The organism is Corynebacterium sp. HMSC073D01 (assembly GCF_001815555.1).
Classification (GTDB): Bacteria; Actinomycetota; Actinomycetes; order Mycobacteriales; family Mycobacteriaceae; genus Corynebacterium; species Corynebacterium glucuronolyticum.
Genome location: NZ_KV821069.1, coordinates 1 through 17,812, shown reverse-complemented (window position 1 = coordinate 17,812; position 17,812 = coordinate 1). Strand labels below are relative to the sequence as shown.

At 58.8% G+C, this 17,812-nt stretch carries 18 protein-coding genes; 7 read left to right on the top strand and 11 right to left on the bottom strand.

The window, feature by feature from the left end; genetic code table 11:
* Positions 1-28: 28 nt before the first annotated feature.
* Positions 29-2,374, top strand: coding sequence for an ATP-binding cassette domain-containing protein (locus HMPREF3044_RS09225; protein WP_236589127.1), 2,346 nt, complete (start codon positions 29-31; stop codon positions 2,372-2,374).
* A gap of 73 nt (positions 2,375-2,447) precedes the next feature.
* On the opposite strand, the gene HMPREF3044_RS09220 is transcribed toward HMPREF3044_RS09225, so the two are convergent.
* From HMPREF3044_RS09220 to HMPREF3044_RS09205, 5 genes are all read right to left on the bottom strand, one after another.
* A complete protein-coding gene (locus tag HMPREF3044_RS09220) occupies positions 2,448-2,768 on the bottom strand; it encodes a hypothetical protein (RefSeq protein ID WP_141759679.1) in 321 nt (106 codons plus the stop codon).
* Complete coding sequence (locus tag HMPREF3044_RS09215; RefSeq protein WP_141759678.1) at positions 2,755-3,108, bottom strand: chymotrypsin family serine protease; 354 nt, start codon at positions 3,106-3,108, stop codon at positions 2,755-2,757. The genes HMPREF3044_RS09220 and HMPREF3044_RS09215 overlap by 14 nt, the downstream gene beginning before the upstream one ends.
* A gap of 60 nt (positions 3,109-3,168) precedes the next feature.
* Positions 3,169-3,351 (bottom strand): hypothetical protein, encoded by a 183-nt coding sequence (locus HMPREF3044_RS12965; protein ID WP_141759677.1) that lies wholly within the window; start codon positions 3,349-3,351, stop codon positions 3,169-3,171.
* Between the two features lie 133 nt (positions 3,352-3,484).
* Positions 3,485-4,807: a hypothetical protein gene (locus tag HMPREF3044_RS09210; RefSeq protein WP_070741094.1), complete on the bottom strand. Its 1,323-nt coding sequence runs from the start codon at positions 4,805-4,807 to the stop codon at positions 3,485-3,487.
* 285 nt (positions 4,808-5,092) lie between these two features.
* Complete coding sequence (locus tag HMPREF3044_RS09205; protein ID WP_005390254.1) at positions 5,093-6,142, bottom strand: NAD(P)-binding domain-containing protein; 1,050 nt, start codon at positions 6,140-6,142, stop codon at positions 5,093-5,095.
* A gap of 296 nt (positions 6,143-6,438) precedes the next feature.
* On the opposite strand from HMPREF3044_RS09205, the gene HMPREF3044_RS09200 reads away from it, so the two are divergent.
* Positions 6,439-7,095, top strand: a complete 657-nt coding sequence (locus HMPREF3044_RS09200; RefSeq protein WP_005395146.1) for a sulfatase/phosphatase domain-containing protein — start codon at positions 6,439-6,441, stop codon at positions 7,093-7,095.
* Positions 7,096-7,111: 16 nt separating this feature from the next.
* On the opposite strand, the gene HMPREF3044_RS09195 is transcribed toward HMPREF3044_RS09200, so the two are convergent.
* From HMPREF3044_RS09195 to HMPREF3044_RS09180, 4 genes are all read right to left on the bottom strand, one after another.
* On the bottom strand, positions 7,112-8,011 hold the full coding sequence (locus HMPREF3044_RS09195; RefSeq protein WP_070741091.1) for an NgoMIV family type II restriction endonuclease: 900 nt from the start codon (positions 8,009-8,011) through the stop codon (positions 7,112-7,114).
* A 28-nt stretch (positions 8,012-8,039) separates the two neighbouring features.
* Positions 8,040-9,038, bottom strand: coding sequence for a DNA cytosine methyltransferase (locus tag HMPREF3044_RS09190; protein ID WP_005390251.1), 999 nt, complete (start codon positions 9,036-9,038; stop codon positions 8,040-8,042).
* 77 nt (positions 9,039-9,115) lie between these two features.
* Entirely contained in the window at positions 9,116-10,672 is a 1,557-nt protein-coding gene (locus tag HMPREF3044_RS09185; RefSeq protein ID WP_070741088.1) for an ABC-ATPase domain-containing protein, read from the bottom strand.
* Between the two features lies 1 nt (position 10,673).
* Complete coding sequence (locus HMPREF3044_RS09180) at positions 10,674-11,648, bottom strand: hypothetical protein (protein WP_246820988.1); 975 nt, start codon at positions 11,646-11,648, stop codon at positions 10,674-10,676.
* A gap of 233 nt (positions 11,649-11,881) precedes the next feature.
* Here HMPREF3044_RS09180 and HMPREF3044_RS09175 point away from each other — a divergent pair, with 233 nt between their 5' ends.
* Positions 11,882-12,499: an isochorismatase family protein gene (locus tag HMPREF3044_RS09175; RefSeq protein ID WP_005390248.1), complete on the top strand. Its 618-nt coding sequence runs from the start codon at positions 11,882-11,884 to the stop codon at positions 12,497-12,499.
* Between the two features lie 15 nt (positions 12,500-12,514).
* On the opposite strand, the gene HMPREF3044_RS09170 is transcribed toward HMPREF3044_RS09175, so the two are convergent.
* Both HMPREF3044_RS09170 and HMPREF3044_RS09165 read right to left on the bottom strand, forming a co-directional pair.
* A complete protein-coding gene (locus tag HMPREF3044_RS09170; RefSeq protein ID WP_005395156.1) occupies positions 12,515-12,997 on the bottom strand; it encodes a methylated-DNA--[protein]-cysteine S-methyltransferase in 483 nt (160 codons plus the stop codon).
* Positions 12,985-13,692, bottom strand: a complete 708-nt coding sequence (locus HMPREF3044_RS09165) for a lipoprotein LpqH (RefSeq protein WP_005395157.1) — start codon at positions 13,690-13,692, stop codon at positions 12,985-12,987. Before HMPREF3044_RS09165 ends, HMPREF3044_RS09170 begins: the two co-directional genes overlap by 13 nt.
* Positions 13,693-13,986: 294 nt before the next feature.
* Here HMPREF3044_RS09165 and HMPREF3044_RS09160 point away from each other — a divergent pair, with 294 nt between their 5' ends.
* The 4 genes from HMPREF3044_RS09160 to HMPREF3044_RS09145 are packed head-to-tail and all read left to right on the top strand — an operon-like array spanning position 13,987 to position 17,735.
* The gene (locus tag HMPREF3044_RS09160; RefSeq protein WP_005390244.1) at positions 13,987-15,492 is read left to right on the top strand and encodes a methylmalonyl-CoA carboxytransferase subunit 5S; all 1,506 of its coding nucleotides are present in this window, start codon (positions 13,987-13,989) and stop codon (positions 15,490-15,492) included.
* 18 nt (positions 15,493-15,510) lie between these two features.
* Positions 15,511-17,067, top strand: a complete 1,557-nt coding sequence (locus HMPREF3044_RS09155) for an acyl-CoA carboxylase subunit beta (protein ID WP_005390243.1) — start codon at positions 15,511-15,513, stop codon at positions 17,065-17,067.
* A gap of 17 nt (positions 17,068-17,084) precedes the next feature.
* On the top strand, positions 17,085-17,345 hold the full coding sequence (locus HMPREF3044_RS09150) for a hypothetical protein (RefSeq protein ID WP_005390242.1): 261 nt from the start codon (positions 17,085-17,087) through the stop codon (positions 17,343-17,345).
* Positions 17,346-17,372: 27 nt separating this feature from the next.
* The gene (locus tag HMPREF3044_RS09145; RefSeq protein WP_005390241.1) at positions 17,373-17,735 is read left to right on the top strand and encodes a biotin/lipoyl-containing protein; all 363 of its coding nucleotides are present in this window, start codon (positions 17,373-17,375) and stop codon (positions 17,733-17,735) included.
* The last annotated feature ends 77 nt before the right edge of the window (positions 17,736-17,812 follow it).

Genomic DNA, 17,812 nt, shown 5'->3' with positions numbered 1-17,812 from the left:
AACCACAGTGCCCTACAATCGGGTGCACATGAGTACTGCAGCAGATTCAATGATCCGGGTTCGCGACGCACACCTCCACAACCTCCGCCATGTGGATGTCGACGTTCCGCGGGGGAAGCTCGTCGCCTTCACGGGAGTGAGTGGATCGGGGAAATCCTCGCTGGCATTCGGGACGATTCACGGGCAGGCGCAGAGCCGCTACCTGGAATCCGTAGCACCCTTCGCCCGACGGCTCATTGCCTCCGCCGTCGATCCGCAGGTGGCCTCCATTGAGGGACTACCGCCGTCGGTGGCACTGCAGCAGTCCACCTCGGGAGGCTCGGCGCGCTCCACGGTGGGGACTGTCTCCACGATGAGCAACACGGTTCGGCTGCTGTTTTCCCGCGTGGGTACGTACCCAGAGGGAATGGGTATTTTGTACTCTGATTCTTTTTCTCCGAACACCCCCGAGGGCATGTGCCCGGACTGTCAAGGCACCGGCGTGCGTCACGTGGCCACGGAAGAATCGATGGTGAAGGACCCGAACCTCACCATCGACGAGGGCGCGATCACCGCGTGGCCGGGTGCGTGGGCAGGCAAAAACTTCCACGACATCCTCGAAGCGTTGGGCTTCGATATGGACACGCCGTGGCGTGACCTCTCGCGGGAGGATCGGGATTGGATCCTGTTCACCGACGAGGAGCCCGTCGTGGAAATCCACCCCATTCGCGGTGCTGACCAGGTACAGCGCACGTACGAGGGCACGTGGCACTCGGTACAGTCCTACCTCACCAAGACATTGGCCACCACGCAGTCGGACACGCTGCGCGCTCGCACCTTGTCCTTCATGGAGTCTCACCCGTGCACCACATGTGGTGGGCGCCGGTTGAAGCAGGAGGCGTTGCGTGTGACATATGCGGGCCTGCGTATCGACGAGCTCAACGCCCTGCCTCTGGCAGAGTTGACAACGCTCATCGAGGCGCAACCGGCGACGCAGGAGGCAGAACGGATCCTCATCGGTGCCCTCTTGCCCATCCTCCGCTCCTGCCTCGAGCTCGGCCTCGGACACCTGTCTCTCGACCGGCAAACAACGACCCTGTCTGCTGGTGAGCTCCAGCGCCTACGGCTGGCCGCTCAGCTCCGCTCGGGACTCTTCGGTGTGCTCTACGTTCTCGACGAGCCGTCGGCAGGTTTGCACGCATCGGAGCGCCAGGCTCTGGTTCCGCTGCTCAGAAGGCTTATCGACGCTGGGAACTCCGTCATCATCGTCGAGCACGACATGGACCTTGTGGCCCAAGCCGACTGGATCGTCGATGTCGGCCCGCGCGCCGGGGAAGGCGGCGGTGAGGTCCTATACTCGGGGCCGACCGCAGGCTTTGCTGTGGACAGTCCTACCCATGATGCACTCGCGCACAGGGAGGTCACGCTCGTCGACAAGCAACAAACAGAGGCGACCGGAACCGTACCGCTTACCGATCTGACCGCCCACAACCTTGACCATGTCACCATCGACCTCGGCCTCGGGCAGTTCACCTCCATCGTCGGCGTGTCCGGTTCGGGCAAATCCACCCTCATTTCTGAGATCGCCCGCGTGGCAGAGGAAAGCGAGGATGTGGACAAGCTCGTCCAGATCACACAGAAACCCATCGGCCGGACACCCCGGTCGTGCCTGGCCACCTACACCGGGCTGTTCGACAGGGTGCGGAAGCTTTTCGCGCAGACCGATGCGGCGAAGAAACGGAAATGGAACGTCTCTCACTTCTCGTTCAACGTGACCAAGGGGCAGTGCCCAACATGCAAGGGGGAGGGGAAGATCGAGGTGGAACTCGTCTTCCTGCCCGGTTCGTATACGCAATGCCCGACCTGCCACGGCGGGCGCTTCAACGACGAGACCCTCGAGGTGACATGGAACGGCCTCACCATCGCCGAGGTTCTGGACCTCACCGTCGACGCGGCGGCGGAAGTCTTTACCGGTGACAAGACAGTCATGAAATCCATCACTGCCCTGCAGGCGGTGGGGCTTGGCTACCTGCGCCTCGGCCAGGGTGCGCCAGAACTATCCGGCGGGGAGGCGCAGCGCATCAAGCTGGCGACACACCTGCAGAAAGCACCACGCGGAACGACGATTTACCTTCTCGATGAGCCCACCACAGGTCTACACCCCGCTGACGCTACGCTGCTTGTCACCGAGCTTCGGCGCATTGTGGAGCGTGGCGATACCGTCGTCATGGCAGAGCACAACCTGCACGCCATTGCAGCCACCGATCGCGTCATCGAGATGGGACCCGGTGCTGGCACCGATGGTGGCACGGTGATTGCTGATACAACGCCAGCGGGACTTGCCGCGATGGACACGCCAACAGGGCGAGTTTTGGCACAGTCCCTCGGCGCGTAGCGCGCGTATGGTGTGCTCACTGTAAGAGTGCATCGAGCGACAAACGTCCCGCGCGAAGGCGTGCGGATAGGCATTAACGTACGAATCCGAATTGGTGAGCCAGCCCTACGAGGATGCTAATGAGCGCGATCACTCCACTGACCACACCCCAGATTTCGTTGTCTGTCAGGTCAGAAGAGCCTTCGGCCGTGGAATCTCCGCTGCTGAGATTCGAGTTCTCCGAGACCGTGACGATATGGTCGGGTCGTCCCAGCCGATCCCAACGCTGTGCAACGTGAAAGATATCGTCGTCAGAAACCGCTCCGCCGTTGACTCCCCGGTGCAGTGGCACGGATGAGGTCCAGCTGAAGGTGATACCTGGTGAACAGGAAAGTTGATAGTTATTCGATCTCATCTGACCCGGCAAGCACTCCGATCAGTCCTCTGCCCGGGATCCATAGCGGTCCTCCTGAGTCGCCGTGATCCGACGTAGCGTGCTCGACGTAGACGGTGGTGCCGGTCCTACCAGCGAAATTCCCGCAGCTTTCGCGTTTCGTGGTGTTTCCGTATACGCACACCGTCTCGCCCAGCTGCACGTCGGAAATCGGCACTATCGTAGCCCCGGTGTAGCGGTTTGGTTCGAGCCGCACCGAGTCAGCCCAGGAGATCGTGGCCCAGTCGTTAACGACTGCAACGTTCTTGTTAGAGCCGTTGTAGCGAGGAGAATTCGTGAGAACCCCCAGAGGTCCCTGCACCCTGCCTTGGGTATCCTGGATGTACACATAGTCCCCGGAGTTTCTGCAGTGTGCTGCAGTTTAGCTAAAACCCTCGGCGTTGAAGCCACGAGTGCACGAGCCGGACGGGTAGGAACCAGGTGCCCCGGTGAGGATTTGATCGCCTTGTATTACGGTGAAGACCGGCGCAGAGGAAGCGGTCACGCCTCCCCTGATCGTCGCGAAGGCGACCGCAGTTGAAAGGGAGATGAGTGATAGCTTCACGGAAGCTAGCATAACACTGCAAAAAACCAGTGTGTGGGCGTGTGCGTGTGGGGGCACCCGGAATACGGGATGCCCCCACGTGAAGCGCTCACACGCTTACGTAGGAGAGCATATTCTGCTCCCCTGATCGAAACTACCGCCAGAAAATGTGGCGGATATACGACCAGATCGAACCGAAGAAGTCGCCGTTACCCAGGGCGATGCCAATAATCTCCGGGGTGGTCAGGCCACGACCGTCGTCTGGCATGCGTGAAACGTAGCCCCTGCCCGGGGTACTAGGCAGAGTCGTGCGCGGTGGTTCCGCCGGTGTTACGGAGTTGGATGGGGCACTGAGATCCGCAGGTTCAACCTCGGAAACGGCCTTCGCCTTCTTCTTCTTGAGGAGGGAGTTGTCCACGTACTCGTCCATGATGGGGTCCAGGCGCGTGACGCCCAGGGTGTCGTAGTCAGGGCCAATCGTGAGGCGTAAGTGGGCATCCTCACCTGGGTGGAAAGTCATGAGTGGCTCGGGCGTCCACGGATCGCTCGGGCGTGTGGTTGTGGACGGAGTAGGCCACTCCGTCGTCGGCTGCGGGGTCGGCTCTACTGTCGTCGGGTGTGGCTGCGGCTGTATAGCGGTTGTCGTTGCTGGCTGCAGCGGCTCACGTGTCGGTTCCACTGGGGCAGGCTGGCTTACGCTAGTGGGGGCCAGCGTCGGCTCCGGCGTGGTGGTGGAGACGACCGGAGTGGCCCTGGGAACAAAACCATTGTGTACCCATGTGGAGAACATTTGTATGCGCTGGTCAGCGGTGTGGCCGGAATCGTTGATACCCGGGTGCGCGCCACGAGTGACGTTGACAGACCAAGAATCGTTCCAGCTCTGCATACTTGCCATATCTGGACCCGAGATGAGACCGACGAGCCCGCGTCCGGGAATCCACATCGGGCCACCGGAGTCACCCGGATTCGTGGTTACGTTATCGACGAAGAAGGTCTTGCCGAGGTTTCCGACAAACGGGCCACAGGAGATCTTCCTCGTCGTGTCCCCATAGACACAGGCGGTGTCGCCGGAGGTGACAGTATCTGGATCGATAAGCGCATCACCGGAGTAGCGGTTTGGTCCGATGGTGACAGACCGATCCCACTCGATGACGCCCCAGTCGTTGAAGTTGGCCGCGCCGTTGTCTACGGATGCGGCGGGGGAGCGATGAAAAGTGCCGACTCGAGGGCTGGTGTAGCCGCTCGGGAGTTGCAGGTGGACGGCGTAACCGTCTTTGCCGCAGTGTGCGGAGACGTAGCTGAACCCGTTGCCGTTATAGCCCACGGTGCACTTACTTCCGTTATTTGAGCCGGGCGGCAGGAGGATGGCCTTGTCTCCCTGGCTGACGGAGTAATACGGCTGTGCAAACGCAGGGGTAGCCCCGGTGATGAGCCCCACCACGATGGTGGCGGCGGCGAGAGTTTTCTTAGAAATCACTTAACTAACACTAGCATGCGCGAAGGGGTTTGTTGGATTCATAAAACGCCAGTACAGGGCTCATAAAAAGGAATGTAGATACCTGCCAGCGCGGATATTGATTAACGTAGGTATATAAGAATCTCTTACAGAATGAGTGGCATTGGACACACCGTGCATACACCCGAAAGTGGGCATGCCGAACTGCGGAACCTGATACAGATTCGTGTGTTTTCCAGTTGCCCAACCATTTCCTTACCGTTTCCGTACCGTTTCCGTGAAAACGTTGTTTATGCGAAACGACTGTTACAGCTCGTGGGTGGCGGCACGCGCAGCCTGCTTTGCATACGGGCCGACACCTGTAATTGTTGCCGCGCCGGGCCCGACCACGTCGCCGTAGCCCACGAGGTGAAGGTGCGGATTATCCCGATGCTGACGCAGCGGTCCCAGCGCCGGGCGAAAACCGGTGCACCAAATCACGTCATCGTGGTGTAACTCATCAAGGTGGGAAAACATCGGTGTCGCAGTGAGTAGGCCGGAATCTCGCGCCTCCTTAACTCGGGGAAGCACGACGATATCGCCGAGATCTGAATCCGGCCCCGGGTCGTCTTCGCCACGGAGAATAGCCAGCATCCGTTGTCTGTTTCGGCGAAACAGCGCGACCCCATCAACATCGTCGGGCATGAAGCGAGGAGGCCGACGGGTATACCAGGTGACCGTGGAAACATCCGATAGCTCTGTGGCGATCTGTGCAGCAGAGTTTCCACCCCCGACTACGGCTACAGAGTGCCCTGTAAATGGCTCGGGCCCCGGGTAGTTTGCGGAGTGCCATTGCTGACCACTAAAGGACCCAGGATAGTTGGGGATAAAGGGCGCGGACCACGTGCCGGTCGCGCCGATAAGTTCCTTCGCCGCCCACGCGCCGTTTATAGAGAAGTGTTCTCCGCCGTAGGAAATGTCAGTCACTTCCACGGGGCGTAGTACGGGAAGCTGGTAGCGTCGCTCGTATTCCTCGAGGTATGAGATGACATGGTGTTTGGTGGGGTAGCCCGGTGTTGGGGGCATGGGGAGACCCGGGAGGTTGGAGAAGCTTGCCGCAGAGAACAGCGTCATGGACTCCCACACGTGGAGCCACGCACCACCGGGTTTCTGTTGGTTGTCGAGGATCAGGAAATTGTTCGTCTTTTTCCGTACGTAGTAGGCGGTCGCAAGGCCTGCTTGTCCGCCACCGATAATGATGACGTCGTAGTCCTCGACATGTGGATTCGCAGCCGTTGACCTCGTCTTCGCAGCATCCGGGTATTCCTTAGGTGCTTTGACTCTGTCTGTAGTGGGAGAGGAGTTCAGCGCAGCCACGTGACTTTTCCTTCCTTTCCTAAGAGGACGACGGTGGTCAATACAACGGCCAGCTAGCCCAACGGTCAGTCAGCACGACGGTCGGTTAACTACACAACGGTCGGTTAACACAATGGTTAGTTATCAACACAACGGTTAGTAGGCGAAACAGGTAGTCGATGCACTGATGGTCAACGGTGCTTCGGTGGACGAACCTTGATAACGGAATGTCCGGCGTTGTCTCTTTTCGCCATTGTAGGTGCGCATGTGGCCGGAGTGTGCGGGTGTCGAATGGTGAGTGTGGTTAAGTAACGGGTATGGACGTCATCTTGATTTCAGCCGCTGAACACGATGGTCTGCCCCTTGATTGTGGGCTCCGTTTTACCAACGCGCACACCACCTCAGCGGACTTCGCGGAAAGTAGGCTGGCACTTCTGACCGGCCAATACCAACAGCGCAAGCCACAAACAAGAATTGAAGAGATTATCCCGCTTACAGCTACCGAATATCTTGGTGAAGGAGGACTACAGCTCATTGAGTGCCGGCGGTTCGACATGGATGTCTCGGACCTCAATCCGGAAGCCGTCATTGTCGCTGTCAGTCCCAACCCTGTCGACGATGACTACTCCACCCCGTTCGTCGTCCGTTGGCCTGGGGTGACTAAACCCGGCACAGTGTGCACCGAGCTCGTCTCCACCTTGGACATTGTGCCCACCATTGCCGCGATTACCGGCGTGGATACTCGGCCCAACGCGCCCCTGTCCGTCGATGGTATGAACCTCACGCCTGTTATTCGCTACGGCGCGGCGGGCCATCGTGCGCTCTTCTACGACAACCAGGAAGTCATTACCGTCGATGCACACCTGAAAGACGGCACGCTGACAGCCGACGAAGATTCGCCGGACACTGCCCATCAGTTGCAGGATCAGTGGAACCTGTGGAAGCAGATTATGAGTATGGGCCCGCTGCAGTAGCCCCTTGAGATTGGCTTTAGATAGCGAGGTCAATCGGTAGATCGGAAATGTCTCGCAAACGGTCGCCTGTGACGAGAGTGTCGAGCATGAGTAGCGCCTCATCGTTACAGGTCTCTTTGACCGCAGTGATGAGCTCAGGAAGAGCAAAGTGGTATGTGGTGTCGATGTCTCCAGTTCCCAGCGCGATAGAGGCGATCCTGGAAATGGAGGGCTCCGCAGTCACCGCCACAATATGGGGTGTCCGTCCTTTCCTGTTACGGATAAGGTTCAGGGCTTCAGAGCGAGTATTTTGAGCTCGGTCGGACCGCATCGTCCATTTACATGAAATGACTGCATGGATAAAAGCAGGTTCGGAGTTTGACGAAGCAGGAACGTTTGTTGCTCTCACAGGAGAATAGGTTGCTGAAAATCCGTCAACAACATTTTCAGTCTTGTTGATGGCATCGTCTGAGAGTGCGTCCCTAATTACTAGGACATCGGGACTAACCATGTACAGGTTCCCAAGGACAGCCAATAGGCCAGGATTTTCATCCACAGCATGTGCGAGATCATCGAGATGTCGATACGGGTAGTACTTCGCTAGTTGATCCTCTCTGCGATTTTCTCCCACGTTAGCAACACGCCAGGGGCCGGGACGCACGTGATATAGATGCGGTAGACACGTTTGCAAAAAGTCCCTTACCGCCTGCTCAAATAGTTTGCCCATCGTTTGCCCTTGTGGTTTTGATAACCGCGGAGCTGCCCCTAATTGTTTTGCGATAGATAAAGAGACGGCTTTAGAAGTGGTCTGCGACCTATCCGCATTGCTCGCCATGCAAAATTGATCGCCATCTTTAAGCAAGCATAATGGACCATCGCTTGACGTTAGATCGGCATGAAACTGCTTGCGGGCTCGGGAAATGATGCTTGTGTTCATGCTCGTAGCTTTCTATCAAAAACCAGTATTAAAACGCGATTGACTCCTGGCAAGGGAAGACCTCAACTTGTCTTAAAGCTTTGCTGATCGCAGTGCCGATGGCCTCTGCTACTGGTGGGGGAAAGGCATTACCAACCTGGCGCCACTGAGCCGTCTTACCACCAGCCCATTTCCAATCTTCTGGAAAACCCTGGATAACAGCTCCCATACGCACCGTAAGTCGAGGCATGTCGATATCAGCGTCTGTGGTGAAGTCCACGCCGGGAGCTTCTTCTGCAATCGAGGTACCTCTTACACCTAATTTGGCCCATGCTGCTCGAGCACGTGTCGGTCCGACATCGGGTCCACCGTGTTTCTTTGAACCGCCTACTAGCGTTGGTGCGACATTATTGGCGCGTTTAGCCCACAGATCAGCGCCAGGCCAGCCTTTTTCCTCCATGAGGCCGTGAAGAGCCTCTCCAACCGTGATACGGTGTGGCATAGGTTCTGGGAATTCGAAGTAGGGCGAGTACTCTTTACGCAGCGCTACAAGTATGAATCGGGGCCGCAACTGGGGCACGCCGTAGTCAGCAGACTGAATGAGCTCCCAAAAGACGTCGTAACCCATTTGATTCAGCCGTTCAATTATCTTGGCGCGATAGTCATCAAATCGCTTCTGCCCAAGACCTTTAACGTTTTCCAGGAGGACGGCGCGTGGCTTAATTTGATCGATTAGATCCAACGCACGCGGGAAAAGATCCCGTTCATCTTCGGGACCACGCTGCTTTCCAGCAATCGAAAAAGGGGGACATGGTACCCCGCCTGCGAAAAGGTCAACTCCCTTGTATGGTGCACCGTCGAACGTGTGGACATCCTGCTCGACGATGTTCCACTCTTCGCCTCGATTAAGACGCAACGTTTCGCATGCGTTTGAATCAATCTCGACAACGGCGAGGTGCTCGAATCCAGCACGTTCAAGGCCAAGCGCTTGGCCACCACCGCCGGCGCATATCTCGACGGAAGTGAATGGCTTCTTTGCGTTTGTCATGTCAAAACCCCCAGAGTTGAAGTGCTTTTCTCATACCGTAACACAGGAGGGGAACACGTCTGTGGCCTCGAACGATGCTAGACCTTGAGCCCTCGGTGCCGGCTTAGAGCGAACGCGACCTCGAGAGGGCGGGGCATAACAAGCGCTCCGGGGTGATCATCGCCGTGGATGAGGGCACTGGTGGCTGCGGTGGCGTCCTCGGCAAGCTGGGTAAGGGGGGTGCGCCCATCGACGTGATCCTCCATCCAGCCGAGGGCGCGGGCGATACCCGCTGTCTGCGAGCGGGACACGACCTGCTCCACTGCGGAAATATCGACGTTTTCCTTGCCGTGGCGGATCGTCCCCGCATCCTTGGCTTGTGGTTGCTTTTTCCGCTTACCGTGCTGTGTTTTCAACGCTGCGACTATACGTGGCTTGGGCAGAGCAAACGGGGCCTGTTCGTCGACTGGTTCGGCTAGCTCCTTCGCAGCAGCAGTTGCATCACGGGGCTCGTAATTTTCCATCGCGATGACGGTGTCCGCGACATCGATAAATGCGGAGGAGCCACCGGCGACGATGACAGTGGACACGCCGTGATCGCGCCACAGTGCCCGGACACGATCAACCAGCGGTGTGATGGGCTCAGCGGTGACGAGCTTCTTCATCCGCGCATCGCGGATCATGAAATTGGTGGCCGACGTGTCCTCGTCGATAAGCAAAACCTCAGCGCAGGCCTCCAGCGCCTCCATGACTGAGGCCGCCTGCGAGGTTGAACCGGAGGCGTTTGCAGTGGTGAAGTGAGTCGTATCTGCGCCGGTGGGGAGCGAAGAGATGAACTCGGAGATATCCACCCCGGCCACCGCACGGCCGTCCTCGGCGCGCACGTGCACGGCGGTTGGATTCGTGACTGCGTACTCGCGGCCGTCGGCAAGCGTGTGGTTGTACACTCCCAGCGAAAGAGCGTTGAGCAGCGTTGATTTTCCGTGAAAACCTCCACCAACGATGACGGTGACACCTCGTGGAATGCCCATCCCTGTCACGCCGGCAATGTTCGTACGCAAAGACTCCGGAGAGCGGAACGGGACGGCACCGGTAAGTGGCAGGGGAGAAGTGCCGGTGGCGCGGGGGAGGATCGCCCCGTCGGCGATAAAAGCGACATTTTCGCCGAGCGCTGCGCGCATCCTCTCCTGCTGGTTGTAGAGCTGAACTGCGGCGGTTGGGTCGAAGCCCTCGAAAGCGTCCTCCAGAGCGTCAGGAAGATCATCGCAGATGAGGTGAGCTGCGGCACGGCCGAGGATCCGACGCCCACGCGCCGGAAGCTGCACAAAAAACCGGATGTGGAGCGTCCCGTTGCGGTCGACGCAGCTAGCCGTCGGAAGAACCTCCTGCCCCGGGCTGTCGATGCTTATATCGCGGTGACCTCGGAAAGCGCCCGCCACAGCGCGGACCACCTGGTCACACACCGGAACCGGGTGGAAATCAGGTGCCGGGTTGGGAAGCTCCACATGCATTTTCGACGGCGGTGCGTACGGATCTGACTGGACGCGGTCTATGGCAAGCGTCATCCGCCCCAGGTCATAACGACCAACGAGCGACTTGTAGGCGCCGTAGCCTTTGCCGTCGAGGGCTGTTAGCCGTGAATACAGCGAAGCCATCCTACTTCCTCTTCCTCCCGACAGTCAGGATGACAGCGAGGAGAACGAGTACACCGACACCGGCGAGTGCGGCGATGCCGATGAAAGAGGTCACGGAGGAGCCGCCGTTTTTCTCCTTGTCCTTCCCCGGCGTTGCATTTTTGTTCGGCGCCGTGGGATCCTCCTCGTTGTTTCCTACTGTCGCGCCGGAAGGGGCATCTGGGTCCGTCAGCGTCACGACGGCAATTGCTGTGTCCTTGTCTCGGATGACCTGGATGATGAAGGGATTATCCGGGGTCTCGCCCTCCGGATAGGTGAGCGTCAGCGTCCGGGACTCCTTGTCAATTGCTCTCTTGACACCCTTGATGATCTGTCCCGTCGAATCGACGTAGCGGATGGAGAGTCCCTCCTGGTCGACGCCGGAGAATTCGTTGTACAAGCGTGCCGCCTCCAGGAGCCCGAGCTGTGAGGTAATGGTATTGCCGGACACCGTGGCAGTGAGGTCAATGCGCCGGGCGTCCGTATCGCTCACTGGGGATGCCTGCTCGCGCGCAGGGTGGGTGGAGTCGGCTGTCCCGTTGCCCACGTCGGATGTGGTGTCTGGCTGTTCCGCATCGTTCGTCCCCGAGTCGTTGCCACTCTCATCGTTGGTGTTCGGGACTGGAGCTGCGACAACTGGGTCGGATACCAGTGTGATGGTCGCCGAATAACCTGCGGCCTGTGCAGGAACGGAGATCGTGGAACCGCCTCCTGCAGGTGCGGTAACCGTCACCTGTGTCCCTGATGTAGACACCTGCCACCCGTCGCCCGAGTACTGTGCCTGAACAGGAACACCCAGGTCTACCGTGATCGTTTGCCCGGCAGGAACCGAAATGGGCTGAGAGATGGCTGCCTGCACCTCTTGGACGCTCACTCCACCCGGGAGTTGCTGAGCCACTCCAATTCCAGGAAAACAGAGGGCTACAAGCACAGCGAATGCCGTCAGAGAGTGTCGCACGGTTGGCGTACCTTTCATATTTTTGTCGGTGTTTGTTGTTCGGGCGCTAGGTGCTTCTGTGATGGTCGCTTCAGCGTTGGCGGTTTCAGCAGCGTTATTACTCGTCATTACTCGTCATTTCGCTAGCGCATGCGCGATGCCATTGTTACACATGAAAGACTACTGTTGAGTCCAAAACCCACACTCTACAGCGTTCACTTTCGAGCGTTCACTACTGGACAAGGAGAAAAAGGATGAGTTCCGCTGAGGCCTCTACAACAGCCACGCACACCGGCAACGCGCCCGCTGGGGAAAATACTGCCCTCATTATCGTCGACGTGCAGAATGATTTCTGCCCCGGTGGCTCCCTCGCTACCGAACGAGGCGCAGATGTAGCTGCCGCCATCGCCTCTTTTGTCGCTGGACACCGCAGCTACTACGGAGCGATTGTGGCAACAAAAGACTGGCATATCGATCCGGGCACACACTTTTCAGATCATCCCGATTATGTGGATACCTGGCCCGTCCACTGTGTGAAGGGGACGGAAGGTGCCGCCCTGCACCCGGCCCTCGCGCCGGCGGAAAAGTACATCGAGGCCACATTTACTAAAGGCGAGTACTCCGCCGCATACTCAGGATTCGAGGGAGCGTGCGACGGCGAATCCCTAGGGGATTGGCTTCACGCCCGCGGTATCACTCACCTGCACGTGTGCGGTATTGCCACGGATTTCTGCGTTCGCGCAACCGCACGTGACGGGCTGAAGGAAGGCTTCGATGTGAGCGTACTCAAGGAGCTCGTTGCCGCGGTCAATGAGGATAACGGTGCCAAAGCACTGGAAGAAATCGCCGCTCAGGGCGGGCACGTCCGCTAACGCGGTGTCCTTGGTCTAGCTTGCATGTGCGATAACCTCGCGTTCCATGCCAAGAAGCGCTGCTTTCATCGCAGTTCCTCCCGCGTAGTTGCCGACGCCACCGCCGGCAGGCACGACGCGGTGGCATGGGACGAGAAGTGGCACGGGGTTGAGGGCACAGGCTGTGCCAACGGCGCGCGCTGCGCGCGGATGCCCGATAGCTTCCGCAATCTGACCGTACGTGCGCGTTTCCCCGAAGGGGATTGCGGTCAATGCACGCCACACGGCGAGTTGGAACGGAGTTCCTGCGGGGACAGCGATATCTAGGTTCCACTGTGTCCTAGAGCGCGAGAGGTACTGTGCGATGTGCGTTGCCGCTCGCTCGCTCGCGTCGCTGGGGGCAGCCAGTGGTGCGTCGTGGCCGGGCAGAACCACCCTCACCACGCGGTTGCCCTGGGTGACTACCGTAATCTCACCGAAACGTGTACTCAGTACGCTGGCATTCGTTACTGCGGGCACGTGGCTGAGAAGTCGAAAGAGGAATCTCCGTCGTTATCGCTGTCGAGGTAGGCGTTCCCTACGAAGCGATAGGTGGATCCGTCCTTTATTACTTCCACGTCACCGTTGCCCACGGAGGCATCGTAGGCAAGAGATCCGCCGTCGGTGGTCGCACCGAGGCTTTCCAGCTCCGGGGAGTCGCCTTCGGTGACCTGCGCGGAGAAACCGTTTTTCCCGTTGTTCCGGGAAATGAAAACATAGCCGTTCTCGTTGTAGCACGTCACGCCGTTGCTTGTCTTTTCTTTGTCCGCGGGGGCTTCGTTCTCGCTATTCGACGGCTGGCTGAAATCGTCGTCGGTAATGACCGGCGCCACGGGCGCACCGTTCTCTGGTCGGGCTGCGTGCTCACGCTGTGCGCTTCGGCGTGCGGTTGGCTCCTTTCGGTCGCTGTCAGCGGGCTCGTCCTCGTCGGCGGTAACGACAACAGTAGATCCACTTTCGACGAGTGTGCGCGGGGTCTTTTTCCGTCCTTTCTTTTCTTTTTTCGTTTCTGCAGCAGACGAGCTTGCTGATTCAGAGGCCTCTGGCGAGGCTGTAACCTGTGCGGTTCGGGTCGTGATCGCTGTCTCGGTGACTTCTGCGCTCTTGTTTGGGGACGTACACCCCGTGAACATGATGGCGGAGATGGTCAAGACGACGCAGAGCGTTTTCTTCATGGCGGGGGAGATGCTCCTCTGAATACTATCGGGCGGTTTTCTTGTAACTGTAGCTTTACGTCTGGCGGATGTCTTGATGGTGGGGGAAAAGAGGGGTCTCGCTAAGTCACAATAAAAGGGGTGTGTGATAAACTTCACAAATGGCAAACGCTGTTTGAAATTGGTCTGACGAACTGGGGTTTTATCCAATTCGGGCATTGTTGATCAATCGTTTGTGGGAACAAACCCAAAAAGCGCCTTACGTCACACCATTCTGATATGCAGGAATGAAGTCACTCGCCTAGGTTAGTAAGTATGAGTTCTAACGCCACAAGGAAAATCGGTGTCACAGAATTGGCAATGCGCGATGCGCACCAGTCTCTCATGGCAACGCGAATGGCCATGGAAGACATGGTGGGTATCTGTGAGGAAATGGACCAGGCGGGATACTGGTCCGTGGAATGCTGGGGCGGGGCAACCTACGACTCCTGCATCCGCTTCCTCAATGAAGATCCCTGGGAGAGGCTGCGGACCTTCCGCAAACTGATGCCCAACTCCCGTCTTCAGATGCTGCTTCGCGGTCAAAACCTCCTCGGCTACCGCCACTATGAAGATATGGTGGTGGACAAGTTCGTGGAGAAGTCCCGCGAAAACGGCATGGACGTATTCCGCGTCTTTGATGCCCTCAACGATCCCCGTAACCTCGAGCACGCAATGAACGCCGTGAAGAAGGTCGGCGGCCACGCACAGGGCACCATCTGCTACACGGTCTCCCCGCTCCACGATGTCCAGGGCTACATTGACCTGGCCGGCCGCCTGCTCGACATGGGTGCTGATTCCATCGCCCTCAAGGACATGGCAGCACTGCTCAAGCCGCAGCCCGCCTACGACATAGTCAAGGGTATTAAGGAAAAGTACGGCGAGGATACGCAGATCAACGTCCACTGCCACTCGACCACGGGTGTCACCATGGTTACCCTCATGAAGGCCATCGAAGCTGGTGCCGATGTTGTCGATACCGCCATCTCCTCGATGTCTCTCGGACCTGGCCACAACCCGACGGAATCTCTCGTCGAAATGCTTGAAGGAACCGGCTACGAGACCGGCCTGGACATGGACAAGCTGCTGAAGATCCGCGATCACTTCAAGGCCGTCCGCCCGAAGTACGCAGAATTTGAGTCCAAGACCCTGGTCAACACCAACATCTTCCAGTCCCAGATCCCGGGTGGCATGCTCTCCAACATGGAAAGCCAGCTCAAGGCCCAGGGCGCGGGCGACCGCATCGATGAAGTGATGAAGGAAGTTCCGCTCGTCCGCAAGGACGCAGGCTACCCGCCGCTGGTTACCCCGTCCTCCCAGATCGTTGGTACGCAGGCCGTGTTCAACGTCCTCATGGGTCGCTACAAGGTTCTCACCGCCGAGTTCGCCGACCTCATGCTCGGCTACTACGGCGAGTGCCCCGGTGAGCGTAACCCCGAGCTTGTCAAGCAGGCTCAGGAACAGACCAAGAAGGAGCCCATTACCTGCCGTCCGGCAGATCTGCTCGAACCCGAGTGGGATCAGCTCGTCGAGGAGACCAAGAAGCTCGAGGGCTTTGACGGCACTGACGAGGATGTCCTCACCAACGCTATGTTCCCGGGCGTCGCACCCAAGTTCTTCCAGGAGCGCCCCGAGGGCCCGAAGAACGTGGGCAAGACCGAGGAGCAGCTCAAGCGCGAGGCAGAAGCCGCTTCCGGTGCTGCCAACGCGATCCGCGAGCCGATTACCTACCGTGTGTCGGTCGGTGGCCGCGAAGAGTCCGTCAAGGTCGAGCCGGCGTAAAGGAGGGGAAGAAAACACATGGCTGAAGAACGCTCAATGCAGGAGCGACTCGAACACCTCGAAAAGGAAAAAGAGCGCGTCCGCCTTGGCGGCGGCGAAAAGCGCATTCAGAAGCAGCATGACCGTGGCAAGCTGACCGCCCGCGAGCGGATCGAAAAGTTTGTCGACGAAGGCACCTTCTCGGAAGTCGGCATGTTTGCCAAGCACCGCACGACGCACTTCGGTATGGATAAGGCCGATGCACCCGCCGACGGCGTGGTCACCGGCTCGGCAGCTGTCCTCGGCCGCCCCGTCCACATCGCCTCCCAGGACTTCACCGTCATGGGTGGCTCCGCTGGTGAGATGCAGTCCAACAAGGTGGCTAACACCATGAAGAGTTCGGCTACCACCGGCACGCCGTTCATCTTCTTCAACGATTCCGGCGGAGCCCGCGTGCAGGAGGGCATCGACTCCCTGTCCGGCTACGGCAAGGTTTTCTACCAGAACGTCATGCTCAGTGGCCTCGTGCCGCAGATCTCCATCATCGCCGGCCCGTGCGCCGGTGGTGCTGCGTACTCCCCGGCACTGACCGACTTCATTATTCAGACCCGCAAGGCTCACATGTTCATCACGGGCCCGGGCGTGATCAAGCAGGTCACCGGTGAGGAAGTTACCCAGGACGAACTGGGTGGCGCTGACGCTCACATGACGAAGTCCGGCAATATCCACTTCGTTGCCGACGACGACGAGCAAGCGATCCTCATCGCGCAGAAGCTCCTGAGCTTCCTGCCGCAAAACAACACCGAAGAGCCCCCGATCGTTGACCCGGACTACAACGTCGAGCCCGACCCGGAGCTCCGCGACATCGTCCCGGTGGAAGGCAAGAAGGGCTACGACGTGCGCGACATCATCAGGAAGATCGCCGACTGGGGAGACTTCCTTGAGGTCAAGGCCGGCTTTGCCCGCAACCTTGTTGTTGGCTTCGGTCGCATCACCGGCCGCACCGTTGGTTTTGTGGCGAACAACCCCTCGGTCATGTCCGGTGTACTGGACATCGATTCCTCCGATAAGGGCGCAGAGTTCGTTCGCTTCTGCAACGCCTTCAACATCCCGATCGTGACGCTTGTCGACGTCCCCGGCTTCCTGCCCGGTGTCGCACAGGAGCACGGCGGCATCATTCGCCACGGCGCGAAGATGCTTTACGCCTACTCCCACGCAACCGTCCCGCTGGTGACCATTGAGCTGCGCAAGTCCTACGGTGGTTCCCACCTCGCGATGTGCTCGAAGGACTTGGGTGCTGATCGTGTGCTTGCATGGCCGACCGCTGAGGTCGCCGTCATGGGTGCAGAAGGTGCCGTCAACGTGGTCTTCCGCAAGGAGATCGCCGCTGCCGAGGATCCTGCGACTCGTCGCGAGGAGCTGACGCAGATGTACAAGGACACCTTCTCCACGCCGTTCATGGCCGCCTCCCGTGGCCTTGTGGACGACATCATTGATCCTGCCGATACGCGCGCTGAAATTGCAATGGCTCTTGAGGTCCTTGCAAACAAGCGCGAAACCAGGCCGTTCAAGAAGCACGGCCTTACCCCGATGTAAGAAGGCTGTGAATACACATGAATGAGCCCACACAAGCTGAACTTTTTGAGATGGTGCGTGACCTCCAGCACCGCCTCGGCCAGACGGAGCGCCGCCTCGAGCAGATGGAAAAGCGCCTCAATGCCGATATTCCGGAGGACACGCTCATGGCGATTGCCGCCGCTGTGTCTGCCTACCTAGGCAACAGGGGCACAGTCAAGGCTGTTCGCTTCGCCCGCACCGACACCTGGGCTTCCCAGGGGCGCAGGTTCCAACAACGACACGCACTCAACGTCTAAGCATCGTAGAAGGTAGAGAAGAAACCCATGAAACTGAAGGTAACAGTCAACGGCATCGCCTACGATGTCGACGTCGAAGTAGAGGAGGAGCGCCGCACGCTCGGTTCCATCAACATTGGTGGCTCCAGCACAGCAGGTGCCGGTGCCGCAAGCGCCGATGCAGCACCGGCTGCCTCCGGTGACGGTATCACCGCACCACTGGCCGGCTCCGTGTTCAAGATTCTCGTGGCCGAGGGTGACGAAGTGAAGGCCGGCCAGGTCGTCATCGTCCTCGAAGCCATGAAGATGGAGACGGAAATCACCGCTCCCGCCGACGGCACCGTGGGCAAGATCCTCGTTGCCCAAGGCGACGCGGTTCAGGGTGGTCAGACGCTGGTCGAACTCGCCTAGTACACGCACCAATCCCCGTGGAATTTCCACGGGGATTTTTGCGCTTGTGGATAACTTTTGTGGGTCTGGTCGGGTTA

Bases quoted from the DNA above. Each gene is read 5' to 3' on its own strand.
- HMPREF3044_RS09185 (WP_070741088.1), bottom strand. From the start codon at position 10,672: ATGGCTTCGCTGTATTCACGGCTAACAGCCCTCGACGGCAAAGGCTAC.
- HMPREF3044_RS09225 (WP_236589127.1), top strand. From the start codon at position 29: ATGAGTACTGCAGCAGATTCAATGATCCGGGTTCGCGACGCACACCTC.
- HMPREF3044_RS09150 (WP_005390242.1), top strand. From the start codon at position 17,085: ATGAATGAGCCCACACAAGCTGAACTTTTTGAGATGGTGCGTGACCTC.
- HMPREF3044_RS09190 (WP_005390251.1), bottom strand. From the start codon at position 9,038: ATGACAAACGCAAAGAAGCCATTCACTTCCGTCGAGATATGCGCCGGC.
- HMPREF3044_RS09145 (WP_005390241.1), top strand. From the start codon at position 17,373: ATGAAACTGAAGGTAACAGTCAACGGCATCGCCTACGATGTCGACGTC.
- HMPREF3044_RS09165 (WP_005395157.1), bottom strand. From the start codon at position 13,692: ATGAAGAAAACGCTCTGCGTCGTCTTGACCATCTCCGCCATCATGTTC.
- HMPREF3044_RS09175 (WP_005390248.1), top strand. From the start codon at position 11,882: ATGAGTTCCGCTGAGGCCTCTACAACAGCCACGCACACCGGCAACGCG.
- HMPREF3044_RS09160 (WP_005390244.1), top strand. From the start codon at position 13,987: ATGAGTTCTAACGCCACAAGGAAAATCGGTGTCACAGAATTGGCAATG.
- HMPREF3044_RS09195 (WP_070741091.1), bottom strand. From the start codon at position 8,011: ATGAACACAAGCATCATTTCCCGAGCCCGCAAGCAGTTTCATGCCGAT.
- HMPREF3044_RS09200 (WP_005395146.1), top strand. From the start codon at position 6,439: ATGGACGTCATCTTGATTTCAGCCGCTGAACACGATGGTCTGCCCCTT.
- HMPREF3044_RS09155 (WP_005390243.1), top strand. From the start codon at position 15,511: ATGGCTGAAGAACGCTCAATGCAGGAGCGACTCGAACACCTCGAAAAG.
- HMPREF3044_RS09220 (WP_141759679.1), bottom strand. From the start codon at position 2,768: ATGAGATCGAATAACTATCAACTTTCCTGTTCACCAGGTATCACCTTC.